20 protein-coding genes and 2 pseudogenes are annotated in these 21,281 nt (G+C 72.9%); 12 read left to right on the forward strand and 10 right to left on the reverse strand.

Translation table 11 applies throughout. The features are described 5' to 3' along the window. Both K7B10_RS03295 and K7B10_RS03300 read right to left on the reverse strand, forming a co-directional pair. Positions 1-651, reverse strand: a pseudogene (locus K7B10_RS03295) (hypothetical protein); the annotation flags it as partial. A 164-nt stretch (positions 652-815) separates the two neighbouring features. Further along, positions 816-1,130 carry a helix-turn-helix transcriptional regulator gene (locus K7B10_RS03300; RefSeq protein WP_229334442.1) on the reverse strand — a complete coding sequence of 105 codons (315 nt, stop codon included), beginning with the start codon at positions 1,128-1,130 and terminating at the stop codon, positions 816-818. 197 nt (positions 1,131-1,327) lie between these two features. Here K7B10_RS03300 and K7B10_RS03305 point away from each other — a divergent pair, with 197 nt between their 5' ends. Beyond that, positions 1,328-1,720, forward strand: a complete 393-nt coding sequence (locus K7B10_RS03305) for an STAS domain-containing protein (protein ID WP_229334443.1) — start codon at positions 1,328-1,330, stop codon at positions 1,718-1,720. A 7-nt stretch (positions 1,721-1,727) separates the two neighbouring features. Here K7B10_RS03305 and K7B10_RS03310 read toward each other — a convergent pair whose 3' ends face one another. Continuing rightward, positions 1,728-2,231: an ATP-binding protein gene (locus K7B10_RS03310; RefSeq protein WP_229334444.1), complete on the reverse strand. Its 504-nt coding sequence runs from the start codon at positions 2,229-2,231 to the stop codon at positions 1,728-1,730. Between the two features lie 181 nt (positions 2,232-2,412). Between K7B10_RS03310 and K7B10_RS03315 the strand changes: the two genes are divergently transcribed. After that, positions 2,413-2,994, forward strand: a complete 582-nt coding sequence (locus K7B10_RS03315; protein WP_229334445.1) for a TetR/AcrR family transcriptional regulator — start codon at positions 2,413-2,415, stop codon at positions 2,992-2,994. An 81-nt stretch (positions 2,995-3,075) separates the two neighbouring features. Here K7B10_RS03315 and K7B10_RS03320 read toward each other — a convergent pair whose 3' ends face one another. Continuing rightward, positions 3,076-4,497, reverse strand: a complete 1,422-nt coding sequence (locus K7B10_RS03320; protein ID WP_229334446.1) for an NADP-dependent succinic semialdehyde dehydrogenase — start codon at positions 4,495-4,497, stop codon at positions 3,076-3,078. 184 nt (positions 4,498-4,681) lie between these two features. Between K7B10_RS03320 and K7B10_RS03325 the strand changes: the two genes are divergently transcribed. Continuing rightward, positions 4,682-5,041 (forward strand): ArsR/SmtB family transcription factor, encoded by a 360-nt coding sequence (locus K7B10_RS03325; protein WP_229344724.1) that lies wholly within the window; start codon positions 4,682-4,684, stop codon positions 5,039-5,041. After that, positions 5,038-5,679, forward strand: coding sequence for an SRPBCC family protein (locus K7B10_RS03330; RefSeq protein WP_229334447.1), 642 nt, complete (start codon positions 5,038-5,040; stop codon positions 5,677-5,679). The genes K7B10_RS03325 and K7B10_RS03330 overlap by 4 nt, the downstream gene beginning before the upstream one ends. A gap of 5 nt (positions 5,680-5,684) precedes the next feature. Here K7B10_RS03330 and K7B10_RS03335 read toward each other — a convergent pair whose 3' ends face one another. Further along, the gene (locus K7B10_RS03335) at positions 5,685-6,266 is read right to left on the reverse strand and encodes a hypothetical protein (protein WP_229334448.1); all 582 of its coding nucleotides are present in this window, start codon (positions 6,264-6,266) and stop codon (positions 5,685-5,687) included. 188 nt (positions 6,267-6,454) lie between these two features. Beyond that, complete coding sequence (locus K7B10_RS03340; RefSeq protein ID WP_229334449.1) at positions 6,455-7,612, reverse strand: aminotransferase class V-fold PLP-dependent enzyme; 1,158 nt, start codon at positions 7,610-7,612, stop codon at positions 6,455-6,457. Between the two features lie 185 nt (positions 7,613-7,797). Between K7B10_RS03340 and K7B10_RS03345 the strand changes: the two genes are divergently transcribed. From K7B10_RS03345 to K7B10_RS03355, 3 genes are all read left to right on the forward strand, one after another. Next, positions 7,798-8,577: a class I SAM-dependent methyltransferase gene (locus tag K7B10_RS03345; protein ID WP_229334450.1), complete on the forward strand. Its 780-nt coding sequence runs from the start codon at positions 7,798-7,800 to the stop codon at positions 8,575-8,577. A 63-nt stretch (positions 8,578-8,640) separates the two neighbouring features. Continuing rightward, positions 8,641-11,370: a glycoside hydrolase family 2 protein gene (locus K7B10_RS03350; protein WP_267501318.1), complete on the forward strand. Its 2,730-nt coding sequence runs from the start codon at positions 8,641-8,643 to the stop codon at positions 11,368-11,370. A 191-nt stretch (positions 11,371-11,561) separates the two neighbouring features. Further along, positions 11,562-12,665, forward strand: a complete 1,104-nt coding sequence (locus K7B10_RS03355; protein ID WP_229334451.1) for a mechanosensitive ion channel family protein — start codon at positions 11,562-11,564, stop codon at positions 12,663-12,665. 9 nt (positions 12,666-12,674) lie between these two features. Here K7B10_RS03355 and K7B10_RS03360 read toward each other — a convergent pair whose 3' ends face one another. After that, a complete protein-coding gene (locus K7B10_RS03360; protein WP_229334452.1) occupies positions 12,675-13,250 on the reverse strand; it encodes a MepB family protein in 576 nt (191 codons plus the stop codon). Between the two features lie 97 nt (positions 13,251-13,347). Between K7B10_RS03360 and K7B10_RS03365 the strand changes: the two genes are divergently transcribed. Together K7B10_RS03365 and K7B10_RS03370 are read left to right on the forward strand one after the other, a co-directional pair. Beyond that, complete coding sequence (locus K7B10_RS03365) at positions 13,348-13,491, forward strand: hypothetical protein (RefSeq protein WP_372481357.1); 144 nt, start codon at positions 13,348-13,350, stop codon at positions 13,489-13,491. A 91-nt stretch (positions 13,492-13,582) separates the two neighbouring features. After that, positions 13,583-14,338 carry a hypothetical protein gene (locus tag K7B10_RS03370; protein ID WP_229334453.1) on the forward strand — a complete coding sequence of 252 codons (756 nt, stop codon included), beginning with the start codon at positions 13,583-13,585 and terminating at the stop codon, positions 14,336-14,338. A gap of 7 nt (positions 14,339-14,345) precedes the next feature. Here K7B10_RS03370 and K7B10_RS03375 read toward each other — a convergent pair whose 3' ends face one another. Beyond that, the gene (locus tag K7B10_RS03375; RefSeq protein WP_229334454.1) at positions 14,346-15,467 is read right to left on the reverse strand and encodes a sensor histidine kinase; all 1,122 of its coding nucleotides are present in this window, start codon (positions 15,465-15,467) and stop codon (positions 14,346-14,348) included. Next, a complete protein-coding gene (locus K7B10_RS03380) occupies positions 15,454-16,221 on the reverse strand; it encodes a response regulator transcription factor (protein WP_229344726.1) in 768 nt (255 codons plus the stop codon). The genes K7B10_RS03375 and K7B10_RS03380 overlap by 14 nt, the downstream gene beginning before the upstream one ends. A 372-nt stretch (positions 16,222-16,593) precedes the next feature. Between K7B10_RS03380 and K7B10_RS03385 the strand changes: the two are divergent. Beyond that, positions 16,594-16,714, forward strand: a pseudogene (locus K7B10_RS03385) (SAM-dependent methyltransferase); the annotation flags it as partial. Positions 16,715-17,033: 319 nt separating this feature from the next. Here the strand turns inward: K7B10_RS03385 and K7B10_RS03390 are convergent. Then, positions 17,034-17,435, reverse strand: coding sequence for a Cif family virulence factor (locus K7B10_RS03390; RefSeq protein WP_229334455.1), 402 nt, complete (start codon positions 17,433-17,435; stop codon positions 17,034-17,036). A 167-nt stretch (positions 17,436-17,602) separates the two neighbouring features. Here K7B10_RS03390 and K7B10_RS03395 point away from each other — a divergent pair, with 167 nt between their 5' ends. Continuing rightward, the gene (locus K7B10_RS03395; RefSeq protein ID WP_229334456.1) at positions 17,603-19,912 is read left to right on the forward strand and encodes a family 20 glycosylhydrolase; all 2,310 of its coding nucleotides are present in this window, start codon (positions 17,603-17,605) and stop codon (positions 19,910-19,912) included. 133 nt (positions 19,913-20,045) lie between these two features. Continuing rightward, complete coding sequence (locus tag K7B10_RS03400; protein WP_229334457.1) at positions 20,046-21,281, forward strand: cytochrome P450 family protein; 1,236 nt, start codon at positions 20,046-20,048, stop codon at positions 21,279-21,281.

A 21,281-nucleotide genomic window follows, 5' to 3' on the forward strand; every position in this document is an offset into this window, starting at 1 on the left:
CACGGCCCGGGCCGAGGCGCCGAGGGCGGCCGCGGGGCCCGGGCGCCCGGGGTGCAGGGCGGTGACGGCCCAGCCCGCGCTCGTACGTGCGAGGCGGACGTCGATCGTGGTTCCGCCCTCGCGGACGGCGGAGCCGGTCCGGGTGGACTGGGCAGAGGGGACCAGGACGCTCGCCGTTTCGGGCAGGAGCCCGCCGTACTGGGCGTCGATCACGCGGACGACCGCCTGGTCCGCCGCGGGGGTCAGCGGCCCGGCCTCGGCCGCGAGTTCGGCGGCCCGCGGCGCGGAGATGCCCAGGGCCGCCGCTCTCGCCGCGGCGTTGCGCGGGCTTCCCCGGCCCGCCGGCCAGGTCCCGAGCGCCTCGACCAGCCGTACGGCGGCGAGTTTGGCCGCGGGCTCGATCTCGCCCGGCCCCGGCCGCCAGGGAACCGCGGCGGGAAGCGTCCCCGGCGGCGGCGCGGGCGCCGAGGCGGTGGCCCGCGCGGCCCCGGCAGGCGTACGTACCCCTGCGGCGGGCGGACTCGCGGCCGACGGCCCGGCCTCCCGCACGCACCCGGCCGCGGCCGCGCACCAGGCGGCCGTACCCAGCAGCAGTGAGCGCCGGCCTGGCCCGGCGGGCGGGGCCACGTGCGGCGGGGGACTCGGGTCCATGGCCGGCTCCTCGGACATCCGGGGACGGGAGGGGAGGTGACCGCCGTGTCCGCCGGCCGCCACGGACAACTTCGCACCTCCACGCGCTTCGGCCGGGGAACGGCACGTTCACGACGCCCCATCCGGGTCAGGAGCGAGTGGCGCGCGCCACCGCGACAGCGGCGCTACCGCGTCAGCGGGGACGTGTCCTCGGCGAGCAGGGAGAGGAGGCCCGCGACCTCATGGCCGGCTTCCGCGGGGTGCCGGAACATCGCGCCTTCGGCGATCTCGTAGCGGTTGCGCCGGCCGTCGCGCGAGCGGCTCAGGTATCCGTCCGCTTCGAGGTCGGCGACGATCGCCTGGACCGTCCGCTCGGTGAGTCCGCAGGTGACCGCGACATCGCGCAGCCGGACCCCGGAGTCCCGGGAGATCGCCACGAGGACCCGTGCGTGATTGGTCAGGAAGGTCCAGGACGGGCGGCGCTCTGAGCTGCTTTCCATGTCTCCATGATGCGCCGCCCCATTCGCGTGAGACAAGTCGCGTAAGACGGATCGCGTGAGATGAATCGCGTGAGATGAATCGCGTGATGCAAACCGCGTAAGAAGAGACGCGAAATCCTTTTCCAGTAATCCTTGACGTATGAATGCGCGCGGCGCACGATCGAGGTGGCGATCCGACTGGCCAAGGGAGTCTGGAGATGCCTCCAGCTCGGGAAAGCACGACGGCGACACGGGCCGCCTGTCAGCGGTCGACGGTCCACGTGGAACCGGACGGCACCGGCGGCGCGCTCGTCGTCCTCGCGGGAGAAATCGATCAGGACTGCGCCTCGGAGCTCCGGGACGTTCTGGCCTCCGCACTGCGTGCCCATCCCGGCCGGGTGGTGCTGGATCTGGCCGGCGTCACCTTCTGCGACTGCGCATGCCTGAACATCCTGCTGCAGGCCCGCCAGGAGGCGGGTATGCGCTTCGGGGTCCGGAACATCAGCGCCCAGGTATCGCGGCTGCTTCGCTTGACGGACACCTTCGCGTCCTTCCCGAACGGCGCCGACCCCGGTTCGCATCCGGCCGAGGAGGGCACGGGCCGGACCTGACGCGGGGCTAGCCGCTTCGCGCTCCATGGGCCGGAGCCGGGGCCGCCACCTCGAACCAGACGGTCTTCCCGCCCTCCCGCGTCATCACTCCCCAGCGCCTGGCCAGCAGCTCCATCACCATCAGCCCGTATCCGCCGGGCAGCCCGAGCACCGTCGGGGTCCGCAGCCGCGGCAGCGCGCGGCTGGCGTCGCTGACCTCGATCCGCAGGTCTCCCGCGCGCCGGAGAGCGGCATCCGGTTCGGCGGGGGCGAGCCTCAGCACGAGCTCCGTGGGGCCCCCGCCGTGCCTGACCGCGTTGGTCACCGTCTCGGAGACCAGCAGCAAGACGTCATCGACGACGGCGTCCCGCTGCTCGTCCGTCAGTCCGCCGGGATGTCCCCGTTCGGGCCAGGCCCAGTCCTCGATCGCGCCGCGGCAGAAGGCTCGGCACCTCCCGACCACGGCGGCGGCACCGGACAGGCCGAGCCGCCGCGTCCGCACACCCTGCCCCATCATCTCCGGCTCCACCACGCCTCCGGTTCCGCGCCGACACCCCTGTCCACCTCCCCCACCGTTGGCCCCTACCCCCGATACCGGAGTGAAACCGGTGGCGCGGGACGCCCGCGGCCGATGACCTGCCGGCCCCGCGTGCTTCAAAGGTGCAACCGCTCTCCTTAATGAGCGGCTAGCCCTCACGCGATAGGATGGCCGCATGAGCGAGACGACGGGGCGCCGCGAGCGCAAGAAGGCCCAGACGCGCAAGGCGCTGGCGGACGCCGCCCTGCGCCTCTTCACGGAGCGCGGCTTCGACGACGTGGGCGTCAGGGACGTGGCCGAGGCGGCGGACGTGGCGGTGACGACCCTGTTCAAGCACTTCCCGAGCAAGGAGGCGCTCGTCTTCGACGAGGACGAGGGCAGGGAGGCCGCGCTGGTCGCCGCCGTGCACGACCGGCCCCCCGGCCAGTCCGTCCTGCACGCCCTGCGCGACCACCTGACGCACACGGCCGTGGTGGTCGGCCAGGACACCCCGGAGTTCACCAGGTTCACGGCGCTGGTGGACTCGTCCCCCGCCCTGCAGGAGTACGCGCACCGGATGTGGCTGCGCCACGAGAAGGCCCTGGCCGCCGCCCTCGCCGAGGCCACCGGCGCCCCCGAGGGGGACGTCCGCACGGCCGCGCTGGCCCGCTTCGTCATGGAGGGCCCGAGCCTGGTCCGCGGCCGCACGGATCCCCGGAAGGCCCTGCACGAGGTGTTCGACCTGCTGGAACGCGGCTGGGGGGACGCCCCCTCCTGATTCCGGGCGGGCCTTTCGACCACGGGGCCCGCGCTCGGTCCGGCGCCCTTTGCCCGCGCGCCGCGTCCGGCCCGGCCGCGCCTACGCGCCGTTGCCGGGCTCGGCCGCGTGCCACACCGTCGTCGTGTTGCAGAACTCCCGGATGCCGTGGCCCGAGAGTTCGCGCCCGTACCCCGAGCGCTTCACGCCGCCGAAGGGAAGGGCCGGGTGGGAGGCGGTCATGCCGTTGAAGAAGACGCCACCGGCCTCGATGTCCCTTACGAAGCGCTCCTGTTCCGCCTCGTCGCGGGTCCAGACGTTGGAACTCAGGCCGAAGGGCGTGTCGTTGGCGAGCTCCACCGCATCGTCCAGGTCCCGCACCCGGTACACGGTGGCCACCGGACCGAACGCCTCCTCGCGGTGGATGCGCATCTCGGGGGTGATCCCGGTCAGGACGGTCGGCTCGAAGAACCAGCCGCGCGCCAGACCGTCCGGCAGGCCCTGCGGCCGGCGCCCGCCGCACAGGGCGGTGGCCCCGCGTCCCAGGGCGTCCTCGACGAGCTCCTCCACATCGGCGCGTCCCTGCTCGGTGGCGAGCGGCCCGACGTCCGTGGACTCGGACAGCGGGTCGCCGACGGTCAGCGCGGCCATGCGGGCGGTGAAGGCCCGCGTGAACTCCTCATGGACGTCGGCGTGTACGAGGAACCGCTTGGCCGCGATGCAGGACTGGCCGTTGTTCTGCACCCGGGCGGTGACGGCGACCGCCGCGGCCCGCTCGACGTCGGCCGACGGCATCACCACGAACGGATCGCTGCCGCCCAGCTCCAGGACGGTCTTCTTCACCTCGTCCCCGGCGACCGCCGCGACGGCCCGGCCGGCGGGCTCGCTGCCCGTGAGCGTCGCCGCGGCGATCCTGGGATCGCGCAGGATGCCCTCGACGGCCCGGGAGGAGACCAGCAGCGTCTGGAACACCCCTTCGGGAAAGCCCGCGCGCCGGAAGAGGTCGCCCAGGTAGAGCGCGGTCTGCGGGACGTTCGACGCGTGCTTGAGCAGCCCAGCGTTGCCCGCCATCAGGGCGGGCGCCGCGAAGCGGACCACCTGCCAGAGGGGGAAGTTCCACGGCATCACGGCGAGGACCACGCCCAGCGGCCGGTAGTGGACCCGGGCGCGGGAGGCACCGGCGTCCTCGACGTCGTCCTGCGAGGGGTGCTCGTCGGCCAGCAGCCGCTCGGCGTTGCGCGCGTACCAGCGCATGGCCTTCGCACACTTCGCCGCTTCGGCCCGGGCTGCGGCGATCGGCTTGCCCATTTCGAGCGTCATCGTGCGGGCGATGTCGTCACGGTCCTGGTCCAGCAGGTCGGCCGCGCGGTCGAGGAGTCGGGCACGCTCCGCGAACCCCGTCGTACGGTGGCTCCGGAAGGCCGCGTGGGCGGCCGCCAGGCGCTGCTCGATCTGCCCGGCGTCCAACTCGTCGAAGGTCTTGAGCGTCTCGCCGTTCGCGGGGTTGACGGTTGCGATGGGCACGTCCGGCCCTCCTCGTCCTCGATGCGTCGAACCGAACCGAACCGGACCGTACCGGCCACGTCACCCGGCCGCCCGGCGGACCGCGGTGGCGCGTCCGCCCGCGAGGCGGATTCACCCGATCGCCGGGGCCGGCGGCCGCCGAGCCATATCTAAGTCGTTGCTTATATAAGTGGGAGCTGGCACAGTGGCGAGCGTGCACGCCTTTGACGTACTGGGAGACCCCGTGCGGCGCCGGATATTGGAGCTGCTCGCCGCCGGCGAGCAGCCGTCCGGCGCCGTCAGCGAGGTGATCCGGGAAGAGTTCGGGATCTCTCAGCCCGCCGTGTCGCAGCACCTGCGGGTGCTGCGCGAGAGCGGCTTCGCCGTCGTACGGGCGGAAGGGACCCGACGGTTGTACGCGGTCCAGGCCGAGCCGTTGCGCGAGGTCGACGCCTGGCTGGACAGGTTCCGCGGCTTCTGGGAGCAGCGGTTGGACGCGCTGGGCACGGAGCTCGCGCGGGGCCGCCGCGAGCGGCGGGAACAAGAGCGAGGAGAGGCGCGATGAGCGACATCGTCGGACAGATCAACGACGTCCACCGCGAGGTCGGACGCCGCGAGGTGGGCGGCGAGGAGGCGCGGACCGTACTCCTGCGCCGTACGTATCCGGCGGGCGCCGAGGACGTGTGGGAGGCCTGTACGAGCCCGGACCGGCTCGGCCGGTGGTTCCTCCCGGTCAGCGGTGACCTGCGCGAGGGCGGGCACTACCAGACGGAGGGGAACGCGGGCGGGAAGATCCTGCGCTGCGAGCCGCCGAAGCTGCTCCGGGTGAGCTGGGTGATGGGCCAGGCACCCGGGTTCAGCGAGGTGGAGCTGCGGCTGACCCCCGAGGGCACGGAGCGCACCGTCTTCGAGCTGGAACACGTGGCGGTGGTGCAGCCGGAGTTCTGGGGCCAGTACGGGCCCGGGGCGGTCGGTGTCGGCTGGGACCTCACGGTGCTCGGTCTCGGGATGCACCTGGAGGGCGATTCCGTGCACCCCTCGCAGGCCGTGGCGTGGATGGCCTCGGACGAGGCCCGAGCGTTCATGACGGGCAGCAGCGAGGCCTGGGGCCGGGCCCACACGGCCTCCGGGGAGTCCGCGGCGGCCGTGGCCGCGGCGACGCGTGCGACGACCGGGTTCTACGTACCCCCGAAGCCGCAGTAGCCGGTTCACTCGTCCCGGAAGGGGCCGGCGGCGGCGACCAGTGCGCTCAGGGCGAGCAGGACCACCGCGCCCAGACCGGCCGCCCAGGGCGAGCTCCCGCCCTCCGGCGCCGGGGACACCCGGTGCCGGGGGTCGTAGGCGACCCGGATCTCCCCGCCCGCGGCCGCGAGGCGCCGGCCGTCCGTGAGCTCGTCGGGGTAGCCGCCGGGACAGTTCAGCACGTGGCGGTAGACGGTCCTCTCGCCCGGGAGGCCCTCCCCGGCCGAGCTCGTCTTCTGCTCCCGCACCTCGCGCACGACGCACGGGGCGACCTCCGCCCGCGACGCCGCCTGATCCGTGGCCGCCACGGTGAGCAGCAGCCCCAGGGCCAGGAAGAGCGCCCCGAACAGGCTCCGGCTCCCGCCGACGCACACGAAATAGAGCACCGAGGCGCCGACGATCAGGGCCGCTCCGCCCGCCAGGGCGACCGTGCCGGACGGCGCCGAGGCACCCGCGTAGCACCAGTGCGCCCAGCCGTAGAGCGCGGCGGCCGCCACGACGGGTACCAGCGCGGCGAGCCCCGACACCCTCGGCTCAGCCTCTGACATGAACACCACCCCCTGCCCCACAGGGACGCCGCAGGGCGCACGGACGGTTTCCCGGGGGTAGGCGTCGCGGATCACGCGCCAGGCTTGTGTGCTCTCAACACGACCTCCGCAATCGCTTTGCGGACAGCCGCGTTCACGGTGCGATGGGACGTGGGAATCCTGCGCACGGACGTTCCCGCACGACGCCCTCACCGGTTCAGCGCGGCGTCCAGCGCGGTCAGCAGCTGTTCGATGTCGGCACCGGTGGTGTGGAGGTGGGGGCTGATGCGGATGGCCGAGCCGCGCGCCCCGACGAACACGTCCGCCTCCTCCAACGCCGCCACCACACGCTTCTGGAGCCCCTCGGGGACCGTGATGCCGAGCATGTGCGGGCCGCGCGGCGAGGGGACGGGCAGGCCCCGCTCACGCGCCGCCGAGGCGATGCGGGCCGTGGTGGCCGCCAGGGTGACGGCGATCCGGGGCACGGTCCAGGCCGACAGCTGCTCCAGGGCGGCGAGTGCCATGGGCGTGAGCTCGAAGGCGGTACGCGCGCCCACGTCGAAGCGGCGGGCTCCGGGCTGGTATTCGGTCCGGTACTCGACGAGCCGCCCGAAGTCGTCGGAGTCCTTGCGCACGATCCAGTTCTCCTCCAGCGGGCGCCCCTCCTGATGGGCCGGGGCCACGTACAGGTAACCGAGTCCGAAGGGGCCGAGCAGCCACTTGTAGCCGACGCTGACGAGGAAGTCGGGCCGCAGCGCGCGCACGTCGACGGGGATCGCGCCGACCGACTGACTGGCGTCGATGACCAGGGCGGCACCGGCGGCCCGGGTGGCTTCGGCGATCCGGTCCAGATCGAGCAGGGCGCCGTCGGTCCAGTGCACCCGGGGCACCGAGACCACGGCCACGCTGTCGTCGAGGGCGCCGAGGACGGCCTCGGTCCACGTCTGGCCGGGCTCGCGCCGGACGGTGAGCATCGAGGCCCCCGTACGCTCGGCGAACCGCCACCAGGTGTAGATCCCGGACGGGTACTCGCCGTCGAGGACCAGGACCCTGCTGCCGGCCCGCGCCGTCAGGTTGGCGGCGGCCACCGCGAACCCGTAGCTGGTCGCCGGTACGAGGGCGATGTCATCGGCGGTGGCCCCGATGAGGGCCCCGAACAGCGCCCTGCGGCGCTCCGCCCCGCTGAACCAGTCGGGGCCCAGGAGCCGCCAGGGCTGGGCGCGCTTGAGCAGGGCGGCCTCGCCCGCGACGAGGCCGGTGCGCAGCGTCGGTGCCACGCTGGCGGTGTTGAAGTAGGCGATGCCGTCCGGGATGTCGAACAGCTCGCGGGCGTTGGGAAGCGGCTCGCTGCCGACAGGCGAGGTCATGGCGTGCTGCCTTTCGCGTCCTTCGGGGGCCGGAGCCCACCACACTGCCCGGCCCGCGCGGCGGGAAACGTCAGCCGCCCCGGGGGGAGACCTCACTCGCCCCACTTGGCCGACCGTCGCCGTCGGGGTGGCCCACGGGCGCGCCGCACCGGTGGCCCGCCCCGCCGGGCCGATAGTGGGGAGCTGTGAACAACGGGTCAGCGGGACATGAGGAAGAGGGCGGCGCCTGGTCCGGGTCTGCCGGGGCAGAGGCGTTCGCGGCGGTGGAGGCGGCCACGGACTGGCTGCTCGGCTATCCGTTCGTGTTCGAGGCCCTGTCCCGCCGGATCGGCGCGGACGAGGTGCTCGTGGACTACGGGTGCGGGCCGGGCGCGGTGGCCGACCGGGCGGCGCGGGTGCTGGGCGCGCGGGTGCTGGGGGTGGACACGTCCGCCGAAATGCTCGCGCTGGCCCGGAGCACGGCGCCGTCGGTGGCGGAGTTCCACCTGGTCAGGGACGGCCGGGTGACGGGCCTGCCCGACGGGTGCGCCGACGCGGTGATGTGCAATCACGTCCTGGCCTCGCTGCCGACCGAGGAGGCCCTGCTCGGGGTGTTCGCCGAGATGCGCCGCCTGCTGCGGCCCGGAGCCCCGCTCGTCCTGCTGTCCACCGACCCCGCCTGCACCGACCTTGCGTACACCTCGCTGCGCGTGGGCGCCGAGGGGGCCTCGTACCGACCGGGCGAGGAGATGCCGCTGCGGCTGCTGCGCAGGGACGGCACCTGGCAGGAGGTGCGCAACCACGCCTGGCCCGTCGACCGGCTGCCGCTCCTCCTCGGGAGCGCCCGCTTCCGCGAGATCACCCAGCGCCGGCCGACCGTGGACGAGGCGCTGGCGCTCGCCGACCCGGGTCTCGTGGACCGCTACCCGTGGACCGCGGAGCGCGCCGAACCGCCCCTCGTGATCACCTCCGCCCTCGCCGCCTGAGCCCTCCCGGAGACCACCGTGTTCCCCTCCCCCGTCCGAACCGTCCGCTGGGAAGCCTCGGCCTTGACCGTGCTCGGCCTCCTGGGCGCGCTCCTCGCCGGCGCTCCGGCCGCGGCTCCCTCCCCCCGGGCGGCGCAGGTTCCGGCGGTGACCGCCGTCCCCGCGACCCCGGGGAGCACCACGCCCCTGTCCGGGTACGCCATCCGCTCCACGGCCGGCGTCTCCGACGCGGCGGCCCTCGTCTCCGCGCCGGGATACCGGACGGCAGGCTGGCACCCGGCCGGACCCCGGTCCACCGTGCTGGCCGCCCTGGTCGCGGACGGCACCCATCCCGACCCCTTCCACTCCACCGACCAGCGGCGCATCCCCGCCGCGGATTTCACCGTTCCCTGGTGGTTCCGGTCCGAGTTCACCGTGTCCGACACCTCCGCGCGCACGTACCTGGACTTCAGCGGGGTCGTCTCCGCGGCGGACGTGTTCGTCAACGGCACGCAGGTCGCCACGGCGGCCGCGGTGGCCGGCGCGTACACGCACCACGAGCTCGACGTCACCGAGCTGGTGCGGGCGGGCGCCAACGCGGTGGCCTTCCGGATCCAGCCGAACGATCCGCGCAAGAACCTGACCATGGGCTGGCTCGACTGGCTGCAGCCGCCGCCGGACGAGAACATGGGCATCGTCCGCGACGTGCTGGTGCGGCGGGGCGGCCCCGTCGCCCTGCGCGACGCGCACGTACTGACCGGCCTCGCCCTGCCGTCGCTCGCCTCCGCGGACCTGACGGTGAAGGCGAAGCTCCGCAACGAATCGGCCGCGCCCGTCACCGCCGAGGTCTCCGGCACCATCGGATCGGGGATCGCCTTCCGGCGGGAGGTGCCCCTGGGCGCCCACGAGACGAAGACCGTGGCCTTCACCCCGGCCGACACCCCGCAGCTGCACCTGGAACGGCCGCGGGTGTGGTGGCCCGCCGGAATGGGTGCGCAGGAGCTGTACGAGCTCGATCTGGCGGTCACGGTCTCCGGGGCCGGTGGCGGTACCGGTGCCGGTGCCGGTGGCGTCTCCGGCACCGTGTCCGACCGGGCCCGCCACGGCTTCGGCATCCGCAGCGTGCAGGCACCGCTCAACAAGGACGGCGCCCGCCAGTACTCCGTCAACGGCCGGCCGCTGCTGATCCGCGGCGCGGGCTGGTCCCCCGACGAACTGGTGCGCTGGGACGCCACCTACGCGGAGGACCGGCTGGCCTACGCACGGGACCTGGGCCTCAACACCCTGCGCCTGGAAGGGCACCTCGAACAGGACGAGTTCTTCGATCTCGCCGACCGGTACGGGATCCTCACCCTGCCGGGGTGGCAGTGCTGCACCAAATGGGAGGGCGAGGTCAACGGCACCGAGGCCGGAGAGAGCTGGACCGCGGCCGACCACCCCGTCGCCAAGGCCTCGATGGCGGCCGAGGCCGCGCGCCTGCGCGATCACCCCAGCGTCATCTCCTTCCTCATCGGCAGCGATTTCGCCCCGAACGCCGAAATCGAGCGGAGTTATGTCGAGGCGCTGAAGGCCGCCGACTGGCCCACCCCCGTGATCCCCGCCGCTTCCGCCAAGTCGGCGCCGCTCACCGGCGCTTCGGGGATGCGCATGCCGGGGCCGTACGACTGGGTGCCTCCGGGCTACTGGTACGACAAGCGGGAGGGCGGGGCCACCGGCTTCAACTCCGAGACCAGCGCGGGTCCCGACATCCCCACCCTCGACACCCTGCGCCGCATGATGTCCCCGGCCGAGCTGACCTCCCTGTGGAAGGACCCGGCCGCTCCGCAGTACCACCGCTCGCCCTCGCGCACGTACGCCACGCTCAAGCTGTACGACGACGCGCTGAGCGCCCGGTACGGCGCCCCGCGCAGCCTGGAGGACTACGTCGCCAAGGCGCAGCTCGCCCAGTACGAGAACGTACGCGCCCAGTACGAGGCGTACGCGCGCAACGCCACCGACGCCTCGAAGCCGTCGACGGGGTTGATCTACTGGATGTTCAACAGCGGCTGGACCTCGCTGCACTGGCAGCTCGTGGACCGCTACCTCGACCAGAACGGCGCCTACTTCGGGGCGAAGAAGGCGAACGAGCCGCTGCACGTCCAGTACGCGTACGACGACCGGGCGGTGGCCGTCGTCAACCGCCGTGCGGCGGCGGTGTCGGGGCTGACCGCGCGGGTTTCCCTGTTCAACACCGACGGGACGCGGAAGTACGACCGGACGGTGACCGGCCTGAGCGTCGGCGGGAACGGCGCGAAGACCATCGCCCTGACCCTCCCGGCGTCGGTGGAGGGGCTGTCCGCCACCCATCTCGCGCGGCTGGTCCTGACCGACGCCTCCGGGCGCGAGGTGAGCCGCAACGTGTACTGGCTCTCGACGCGCCGGGACGTCCTCGACTACACCGAGAGCGACTGGTACCACACGCCGACCACGGCCTACGCCGATCTCACCGGGCTGCGGTCGATGGCGCAGGCCACCGTCTCCGCCACGGCGACGACGAGCGTGGACGCCGACGCGCCGTCGACCTCCACGACGGTCGTCACCGTACGCAACACCGGCACCGGGAACACCCCGGCCCTGCTGACCGACCTCCACCTGGTCGACGGCAAGGACACCCCCGTCCTGCCCGTCCGGTGGTCCGACAACCAGATCAGCCTGTGGCCCGGCGAATCGGCCACCCTCACGGCGACCTACCGCACGGCGGACCTGCACGGCTCCGCTCCCGCGATCCGGGTCTCCGGCTGGAACACGCCGACGGCCACGGTTCCGGCCGGCTGACACCGGCCCGCGTGCAGGGGCACCTCGGGCCATGGGGCAGGATGGCAACCCGTTCCGGAATGCGTACACGCGCCCGAACGCGGCTCCACGCACGACAAACTGACAGGTGACAAGGTGACGACACACCTCATACGACGGCCCGCGGGGTCCGTCGCCACTCCCCCGGTCCGACGCCGAGCGGAGGGTGTCCGTTGAACCGGGAACTGCTCCTGCACGACTGGCTGGTGGCCGGGATCGCGGTGGCCGCGGGTGCCCTGGCCGGGCTGGTGCTGCGCGCCCTGATGCGCTGGCTGGGCCGGCACGCCGAGCGGACCCGGTGGAACGGGGACGACCTGATCGTCGACGCGCTGCGCACCCTCGTCCCCTGGGCTGCGGTCATCGCCGGCGCCGCCGTGGCCGCTTCCACGCTGCCGCTCACCGCGCGGGTCCTGGGCTTCGTGAACCAGTCCCTCTCCGCCGTGCTGATCATCATCGCCACGTTCGGTGCCGCCCGGGTCGTCGCGGGCCTCGTCCAGTCGGTGGCGGGGTCGCGGACCGGAGTGGCCGGATCGGCGTCCATCTTCGTCAACATCACGCGGGTCGTGGTGCTGGTGATGGGTGTGCTCGTCGCGCTCGAAACCATGGGCGTGTCCATCGCGCCGCTGGTCACCGCCCTCGGCGTGGGCGGTCTGGCGGTGGCCCTGGCCTTGCAGGACACCCTCGCCAACCTCTTCGCGGGCGTGCACATCCTCGCCTCGAAGACCGTGCAGCCCGGCGACTACATCCGCCTCAGCAGTGGTGAGGAGGGATACGTCGTCGACATCAACTGGCGCAACACCGTGGTCCGCAACCTGTCGAACAACCTGGTGATCATCCCCAACAACCGTCTCGCGCGGACGAACATGACCAACTTCACCCAGCCCGAGCAGCAGTTGTCGATCCTGGTCCAGGTGGGCGTGGGGTACGAGAGCGATCTGGAGCACGTGGAGCGGGTGACCCTCGACGTGGTCGACAGCGTGATGGCCGACATCAACGGCGCGGTCCCCGACCACGAAGGCAAGGTCCGCTTCCACACGTTCGCCGATTCCCGGATCAACTTCACGGTGATCCTGGGCGTCGGCGAGTTCAGCGACCAGTACCGGATCAAGCACGAGTTCATCAAGCGCCTGCACGAGCGGTTCCGGGCCGAGGGCATCTCGATCCCCGCGCCGACCCGGACGGTCTCACTCCACCACGACGGGCTCCAGGCGTCGGCGCTCCCCCCGGTTCCGCACCAGCGCGAGGCGCCGCCGCGCTCGCCCGCCCCCACCGGCTGAGCCGCGCCCTTACGAGCGGTACAGCTGCACGGCGCGGGCCAGGTCGACGGCGCCGTCCTGTGGCAGGTGGAGGAAGTGCTCCACCTGCCACGCCTGGGCGCGGTCGGCCTGGCGGTTGGCGGTGACCACCCACGGCGGGTAGACACGGAAGCCCCGCTTCCCGCCCGCGCCGTCCACCGATACGACGCCGTGCCGGCGGAGGGCGTCCAGCGGGAAGACGAACTGGCCTCGGCCGTCGTCGTCATGGCCGGCGATGACGAAGAGGTCCACGCCGTCCGTGGTGTCGAAGGGCCGGATGGGCCCCTGCGGGGACCGCAGCCACACGGTGACGAACTGGCCGACCTTGGTGGGGGTCGTCTTGGCCGCGCGGAACCGGACGGCGCGTCCGTCCAGGGTGAAGGCGTGCGCGGCGTACGCGCCGCCCTCGGCCTCGGGGACCGGCTGCGAGCAGGTGAATCCGCACGGATCGTAGACGCGTGTCTTCGCCACGAGCAGATCGCCGTGGAGCCGGGCCGCGTCCGGCCACGGTTCGGGGCCGGCAGGGGTCGGACGGGGATCGGCGGAGCGCTCGCGGTGGGTCGTCATCCGGCCACCCTGTCACGGATCCGAGACGTCTTGCCGATCCGTGACGTGCGGCCGGGAGAGCGCGGGCCCTGGCCGCCGTGCACGGGGCCAGGATCCGGTGGTCACGGGCGAGTACCGGCCGGGCGCCGTCCGGCACGTCACCGCCGGCTCGGCGCGCCTGCGCCGGGACCTGGACCGGCGCCCGGTGGTGCCGTTCGCCGCCGGTACGGCGGAGCCGACGGCCGGGGCGGACACCCCGTAGCGGCTTCCGGCCGCCACGGCGCCCTCGGCCCCGCCCGAATATCCTGGTGTGGTCCGACATCGGGGGCTTTCCTCTCAGGAAGGGCAGCACGATGAATCGGCAGACCAACCGGTACCGGGGTCTCATGCTTCTCGCGGCCCCGCTCCTCGCCTCCTCCGTCGCCCTGACCCCCGCCTTCGCGGCCCAGGGCCGTGCGGCGGGGGCCGGAGCCGCCCGGGCGCCCATGGCTCCCTCCTGCGAGCTGACTCCGAGCGGGGACGGCCAGTCGGGCGGGAAGTCCACCGTGCGCTACGACCTGCACCTCAGCGGGTTCCCCGCGAACCAGCCGGTCCACGTCCAGGGCAAGTCCTCCTTCCGCGGCACGGTGGACGGAGAGGGCTCACTGGAGCGCCAGGGAGTCCGCTACGGCACGTACGGCGTCGGTTACCGGGACGGCGGGTCGAAGCAGGGCAAGCACGTCGACTGCAGTACGCCGCCCCGGGAGAAGCCGGCCGGCGGCAAGGGGAACGTGCAGGTCACCGCGGTCGAGGTGAAGGCCCTGACCAAGTCGGGGACGGTCGTCGACTGCACCACGCCGCCCAAGTTCGAGTTCGACGGCAAGATCACGGGTTCCGGGAACGGTAAGGTCCGCTACTACTGGACCTACAACTCCAGCGCCGACCCGATCTCCTCGGGCTCGGCCGAATTCACCCCGGGCATCGAGAGCGTGTCCCTCTTCAAGGTGGTCAACGGATCGGCCATGGCGAACGTCGACACGGTGACGGTGTACCTCACCCTGCACGTGCCGGATTCCAACATGACGGGGCGGAGCGAGAACGTGACGTTGACCTGCGCGAAGCAGCCGTGACCGGCTCCTAGGCGGGCGCCGGCAGGGTGAGCTCGAAGCAGCATCCACCGGTGACGTTGCGGACGTGCGCGCGCCCGTCGTGCGCCTCGACGATGCCCCGGACGATCGCCAGACCCAGGCCCGCGCCCCCCGGAGGCGTACGGGCCTGGGTCCCGCGCCAGCCGGTGTCGAACACGCGCGTCAGGTCTTCCTCGGGAATGCCCCCGCAGGCGTCGGTGACGGACAGCACCACCGCGCCCTCGCGGGCCTCGGCGGCGATCGCGACCGTGCCGTCGGCCGGGGTGTGGCGGATGGCGTTGACCAGCAGGTTCGACAGGACGCGGGTCATCTCCTTGCCGTCCACCTCCACCGGGAGCGAGGCGATCGGATCGCCGACCAGCCGTACGCCGTGCTCGCGGGCGAGGGCGTCGGTGCCGGCCAGCGCGTCGCCCACCAGGTCGTAGAGGTTCAACCGGGTGGGGCTGAGGCTGAGGGCGCCCGCATGGATGCGGGAGAGCTCGAAGAGGTCGCCGACCATGGAGTTGAGGCGGTCGACCTCGGTACGCATCTGCCGGTGGTAGCGGGCGGGGTCGGCGGCCATGCCGTCCTCCAGCGCCTCCGACATGGCGCGCAGCCCGGCGAGCGGGGTGCGCAGATCGTGCGAGATCCAGGCGACGAGCTCGCGCCGTGAGGTCTCCAGGGCCCGCTCACGCTCCCGGGACGCCGTCAGGCGTTCGCTGGTCGCGGCCAGTTCGCGGCTGAGCGCGGCGAGCTCGGCGGGAGCGGGCACGCTGGGCGTGGTGAAGGTGCCCTCCTCCCCGAAGACGCGCGCGGCCTCGACGAGTTCACGGCAGCGGCGCACGACCTGGCGCCCGAGCAGCAGCGCGGTGCCCAACGAGACGGCGGCGGCCACGGCGGCGACCACCGTCACCACGGTCAGGTCGTGGGAGGAGAGGAGCATCGCCCAGGCCACGGCGAGCGTTCCGGCGAGCATCGCGAGCACGGCGACGGCGGTCACGACGGCGAGGGAGGCGGCGACGCTGCGCCGGCGCAGTATCCGCAGGGCGACGGCGCCGAGCGCTCCGGCGCCGCCCGCGCCGAGGAGCGCGTACAGGGCGATCAGCAGGAGGTCCTGGTCACGCATGGTCATCTCCGTCCGCCGGTACCGGGGCCGCGGCGGGCGCCGCCGGGGTCGGGTGGGCATCGAAGCGGTAGCCGGCGCCCCAGACGGTCTGGATCAGCCGGGGGTTCGCCGCGTCGTCCTCGATCTTGCCGCGCAGGCGCCGGACGTGGACGGTGACGGTGGACAGGTCCCCGAAGTCCCAGCCCCAGACCTCGCGCATGAGCCGCTCCCGGTCGCAGACCTGCCCGGGGTGGCGCAGGAAGAAGGCCAGGAGGTCGAACTCGCGCAGGGTGAGGGCCAGTTCCTCGCCGTCCTTGCTCACACGGCGCGCCGCCGGGTCCAGGCTCAGGCCCGCCGCGGTGAGCCGGGGGCCCGCGGCCGGCGCCGCGGGGACGGCCCGGCGCAGGACCGACTGCACGCGCAGGACGAGCTCCCGCGGGCTGAACGGCTTGGTCACGTAGTCGTCCGCGCCGACTTCCAGACCCAGGATCCGGTCGTCCTCGTCACCGCGCGCGGTGAGCATGATGACCGGGACGGGCGCGGTGGCGCCCTGGCCGCCGTGCGGGCCGGCGGCGCGCTCGCGCGCCCGCAGCCGGCGGCAGACCTCCAGTCCGTCCATCCCCGGGAGCATCAGGTCGAGGACCACCAGGTCCGGGCGCTGCTCCTCGGCGGCGCGCAGGGCGGCCGGGCCGTCGGCGGCCAGGCGCACGGTGAAACCGGCGCGGTCGAGGTATCCGGCCACGACCTCCGAAACGGTCGGGTCGTCGTCCACGACCAGGATGCCGGCGCCGCCGACGAGGTCCGGCGTCCCCGCCGCGTCCGTACTGTGCGTATTGCTCACTGCCATGGCCACAGCCTGACATCCTCCCCGGTCCGCGCGCACCGCGCCCTCCCCGGATCGGGCACGGCGTCCGCATTTCGTAAGGAGTGGAAGCCCCTTTCGCCCGCGCCCGCTTCCTACGGTGTGCAGGTGACCGATTCTGCTGGTGTGCCGCCCCGGGCGGACCTCGTACTGCCGTGTCCCGACGAGGCGGAGGCCCTGCCCTGGGTGCCGGCGCGGGTGCCGGCCGCCTGTCGGGCCGTCGTCGCCGACACCCCGGAGGACGCGGAGCGGGTCGCCGCCTCGGCGCCCGCGACGGACTGCGCCGACGCCCTGCACGCCGGTCGGGGCCCCCGCTTCCTGCGTCGCAGCGACGGCTGGCTGCTGCCGCTGGAGGTGGAGCGCTGGTGCGCCGGGGCCGGCGCGGCCGACGCCACCGTCCTGGCCCGCCCCGGGCGGCCCGCACCGGGCGTGGACGTGACCCCCGAGGCCGTGGACGAGCGCGTCGGGGTGCACGTAGAGGACGGCAGCGGTGGACGCGGGCTGGACACGAGCGGTCACCTGGAACGCCGCGGGCCGCGCCTTCGCGCAACTGCGGCCTTGAGCGTTCACCGGGGCGAGGGAAGAGCGGCTGACGCGGTTTCGCGGCAGCCGCTGGGCTGAACACACCCGTCGCGAAGCGGTACGCGCCGCTGGTGATGACGGCGGTGCGGTGGCAGCGGCAGCGCGGCGAGGGGCCGGTCGCGGAGCCGTCACAGGCCGGCCGCCTCGGCTCAGGGCTGGTCGTACCAGGAGAACGCGGCAATCCGCCAGCCGTCCGGGGTGCGGACGAACTGGATCGTCTTGGTCCCGCGGCCCTCGAACGGCTCGCCGTCCAGGACCCCGGACTTGCGGTACTCGCCGAACCGCGAGGCGATGTCGCCGGCGATGTCGGTCCGTTCGGACGTCTCCCACTCCGAGAACCCGACCAGCCGGCCGTCGTTCAGCAGCTTCTGGCGCGGCTCGATGAACTCCTCGACGGTGTAGACGGTGAGCTGCGGAGGGCCGGTCTTGACGATCACCCCGCCCGGCAGGACCAGCCGCCGGATCCGGGCCACGTCGGCGGTCTTGCCGCCCCGGTTGTCGAATGCGCCGAAGAACTCGGCGGTCAGCGCGTCTATTTCACCCTTGGACATGGCGCGACGGTAACACGCGGCCCTTGCGAGGGACGCGTGCGCGATCCTGCTCGATGGGGCCGGGTTTCGAGCAGGTATTGACATGCATCCAGCGCTGCGCTCCACTTTGGCTGCACTGTGGCCGAGCTCCGAACTCCCCCTTCCCTCACATGACTTGGGGACTTGCCATGCGTCTGCTCAGATTGCTGGTCGCCGCCGTCTGCGCGGTGGCCGCGCTCTCCTTGCCCGGTGTCGCCGTCGCCGGACCCGCACGGGCCGCCGCCGCGCCGCCGCAGACCGTCCCCGCCCTGCGGCAGTGGACGGCCGGCACCGGCGCCTACACCTTCACCGGCACCAGCCGGGTCGTCGTCGATCCCGCCTATGCCGGCCAGCTCTCCGGCGACGCCGCCACCTTCGCCGAGGACCTGGGCGCGCTGGCCGGGCGCCCCGTCGGTGTCGTCACCGGGAGCGCCTCCCCGGGCGACATCGCGCTGAGCCTGGGTGACCCGGGGCTGCCCGCCGAGGGCTACCGGCTGACGGTCGGACCCTCCGTCGCCATCCGGGCGGGGACCGGCACCGGCGCGTTCTACGGCACCCGTACCGTGCTCCAGCTCCTGCACCAGTCGCCCACGGTGCCCGCCGGTACGGCGGTCGACTGGCCCGCAAAGGCGGAGCGGGGGCTCATGATCGACCAAGGCCGGAAGTTCTTCACCGTCGACTGGGTCGAGCAGCACATCAAGGAGCTGGCCTACCTCAAGCTCAACTACTTCCACTTCCACCTGTCGGACACCTTCGGGTTCCGGCTCGAGAGCTCCACCCACCCGGAGATCGTCTCCGCCGACCACTACTCCAAGCAGGACATCGCCGGCCTCGTCGCGCTCGGGCAGAAGTACCACGTGACGATCGTGCCCGAGATCGACACCCCGGGGCACATGAACGCCGTTCTGGCCGCCCACCCCGAGCTCAGGCTCAAGAACAGTTCCGGCACGGCCAGTCCCGATTTCATCGACCTGTCACTGCCGGCCTCGTACACCCTGATCAAGGACCTGGTGAACGAGTACCTGCCGCTCTTCCCGGCCCCGTACTGGCACATCGGCGCCGACGAATACGTCACCGACTACGCCAAGTACCCCCAGCTGCTGACCTACGCCCGCGCCCACTACGGGGCGGGCGCCACCGCCAAGGACACCTACTACGGGTTCGTGAACTGGGCCGACGACCTGGTCCGGGCGGCCGGCAAGACCACCCGGATGTGGAACGACGGCATCAAGGCCGGGGACGGGACCGTCACCCCGCACCCCGGGATCCTCGTCGAGTACTGGTACAGCTACGGCCTCACCCCGCAGCAGCTGGCCGCGGCCGGCCACACCGTCGCCAACGAGTCCTGGACGCCGACGTATTACGTGCTCGGAGGCGCCAAGCCCGACACCAAGTGGATGTACGAGACCTGGACCCCCGACCGCTTCGAGGGCGGGGCCACCCTCACCGACCCCTCGAAGAACCCCGGCTCGCTGCTCCACGTGTGGTGCGACAACCCCACCGCCGAGACGCAGGAGCAGATCGCCGCGGGCATCATGTACCCGCTGCGCGCCCTGGCCCAGCAGACCTGGGGCTCCCCGAAGCCGGTCGCCACGTACGCCGCCTTCACCCCGATCGCGGCCGCGGTCGGGCACAACCCCGCCTGGCCGGGCCTGGCCCAGCCCGGAAACCTCGCCCGCAACCGGCCGACCACCGCCTCCGGGACGGAGACCGTCGACTTCCCGGCCGCCTCGGCCACCGACGGCGACCCCGGCACCCGCTGGTCCAGCGCGTACGCCGACCCGCAGTGGCTCCAGGTCGACCTGGGGTCCGGCCGGGCCGTGGGCCGCGTGGTGCTGCGCTGGGAGGCCGCGTACGGCAAGGCCTTCCAGATCCAGCTCTCGGACGACGCCTCGACCTGGCGCACCGTGTACTCCACGACGACGGGCGCCGGCGGGGTCCAGGAGATCACGGGACTGTCCGGATCGGGCCGCTACATCCGCGTGTACGGGACCGCGCGCGGCACGGGGTACGGCTATTCGCTGTACGAGTTCGAGGTGTACGGCGGTGCGCCCAGCGGCACGCGTACGCTCAGCGCGGTCGGCAAGGCCCTCGACGACCCGGGGAGTTCGAGCGCGTCCGGTACGCAGCTGATCACGTGGACGCCGCACGGGGGCCCCAACCAGCAGTGGCGGCTGGAACTCAACGCCGACGGCTCCTACTCCATGGTGAACGGCTCGTCGAGGCTGTGCGCGGACGTTGCGGGCGGCTCCACCGCGGCGGGCGCGGCCGTCGTCCAGGCCACCTGCACGGGCGGGGACGGCCAGCGCTGGCTGATCACCGCGCTCGGCGGGGGCGACTACTCGGTGGCCAACAAGAAGAGCGCGCTCCTGCTGACCACCGCGTCCGGGGCGGACGGAGCCCCGGCCACGCAGCAGACGGATTCCGGTTCGGCCCACCAGCGCTGGCAGATCACCTGAACCCGCGCGAACTCATGGGTAACACCGTGATCGTGCGCGGAACACCGTGCCCACCCCACGCGTTGTGCGGGAGATGACACACCGTTCATACCGCCACGACCACCTCTTAGACCCCCACGCAAAGGAGTCCCGCGTGAACCAGGCACCCGCCGTTCCGCTGGTGCTCGACCCCGCCGGCGCCGACCGGCACGCGGAGCACCGGCTGCTGCGTGCCCAAGGGCCCGCGGCCCGCGTCGACGTACTCGGCGTGACGGCCTGGGCCGTCACCGACCCCGCCCTGCTCAAGGAGTTGCTCACCAGCCCGGACGTGTCGAAGGACGCCCGCGCGCACTGGCCGGAGTTCGAGCAGGCCGTCCAGACGTGGCCGCTCGCGCTGTGGGTCGCGGTGACCAACATGTTCACCGCGTACGGAGCCGACCACCGGCGACTGCGGCGGATGGTGGCTCCCGCGTTCAGCGCCCGCCGTGTCGCCGTGCTCCGCGACACCGTCGAGGACATCGTCACCGGCCTCGTCGACGAGCTCGCCGCCCTCCCGCCGGGCGAGGTCACGGATCTGCGCGAGCGGCTCGCCTACCCGCTGCCCATCGCGGTGATCGGGCATCTGATGGGCCTCCCCCAGGAGCAGCGCGCCGACTTCCGCACGGTGGTGGACGGGGTGTTCGACACGACCCTCACCCCCGAGGAGGCCGCCGCGAACACGGTCCGGGTGTACGAGGTCCTCGCCGAGCTCATCGCCGCAAAGCGCGCCCTGCCCGGTGACGACATGACCTCCCTGCTCATCGCCGCCCGCGACGAGGAGGGGGACGGCTCCGCGCTCTCGGACTCCGAGCTGAGCGACACTCTGATCCTGATGATCAGCGCCGGGTACGAGACCACGGTCAACGTCATCGACCAGGCGGTGACGGCCCTGCTCACGCACCCCGACCAGCTGGACCACGTCCGGGCCGGGCGCAGCGGCTGGGGCGACGTCGTCGAGGAGACCCTGCGGCACGAATCGGCCGTCAAGCATCTGCCGATGCGTTTCGCGCTGGCCGACATCCCGCTGTCCGACGGGCGGACCATAGCCAAGGGGGAGGCGATCCTCGCCTCGTACGCCGCCGCCAACCGGCACCCCGACTGGCACGGCCCGGACGCGGACGCCTTCGACGTCACGCGGGTCACGAAGGAGCACCTGGCCTTCGGCCACGGGGTCCACTTCTGTCTCGGCGCCCCGCTGGCCCGTCTGGAGGTCGCGGCCGCGCTCGAAGCGCTCTTCGACCGATTCCCCTCGATGGAGCTGGCGGTGCCCGCGGACGAGCTGCTGCCCGTCACCTCCCTCATCAGCAACGGCCACCGGTCGCTGCCCGTCCGGCTCGGCCCGTCGGCATGA

This window comes from Streptomyces flavotricini (assembly GCF_020639365.1).
Lineage (GTDB): Bacteria > Actinomycetota > Actinomycetes > Streptomycetales > Streptomycetaceae > Streptomyces > Streptomyces flavotricini.

Bases quoted from the DNA above. Each gene is read 5' to 3' on its own strand.
- K7B10_RS03300 (WP_229334442.1), bottom strand. From the start codon at position 1,130: ATGGAAAGCAGCTCAGAGCGCCGCCCGTCCTGGACCTTCCTGACCAAT.
- K7B10_RS03305 (WP_229334443.1), top strand. From the start codon at position 1,328: ATGCCTCCAGCTCGGGAAAGCACGACGGCGACACGGGCCGCCTGTCAG.
- K7B10_RS03315 (WP_229334445.1), top strand. From the start codon at position 2,413: ATGAGCGAGACGACGGGGCGCCGCGAGCGCAAGAAGGCCCAGACGCGC.
- K7B10_RS03330 (WP_229334447.1), top strand. From the start codon at position 5,038: ATGAGCGACATCGTCGGACAGATCAACGACGTCCACCGCGAGGTCGGA.
- K7B10_RS03335 (WP_229334448.1), bottom strand. From the start codon at position 6,266: ATGTCAGAGGCTGAGCCGAGGGTGTCGGGGCTCGCCGCGCTGGTACCC.
- K7B10_RS03340 (WP_229334449.1), bottom strand. From the start codon at position 7,612: ATGACCTCGCCTGTCGGCAGCGAGCCGCTTCCCAACGCCCGCGAGCTG.
- K7B10_RS03360 (WP_229334452.1), bottom strand. From the start codon at position 13,250: ATGACGACCCACCGCGAGCGCTCCGCCGATCCCCGTCCGACCCCTGCC.
- K7B10_RS03370 (WP_229334453.1), top strand. From the start codon at position 13,583: ATGAATCGGCAGACCAACCGGTACCGGGGTCTCATGCTTCTCGCGGCC.
- K7B10_RS03375 (WP_229334454.1), bottom strand. From the start codon at position 15,467: ATGACCATGCGTGACCAGGACCTCCTGCTGATCGCCCTGTACGCGCTC.
- K7B10_RS03390 (WP_229334455.1), bottom strand. From the start codon at position 17,435: ATGTCCAAGGGTGAAATAGACGCGCTGACCGCCGAGTTCTTCGGCGCA.
- K7B10_RS03395 (WP_229334456.1), top strand. From the start codon at position 17,603: ATGCGTCTGCTCAGATTGCTGGTCGCCGCCGTCTGCGCGGTGGCCGCG.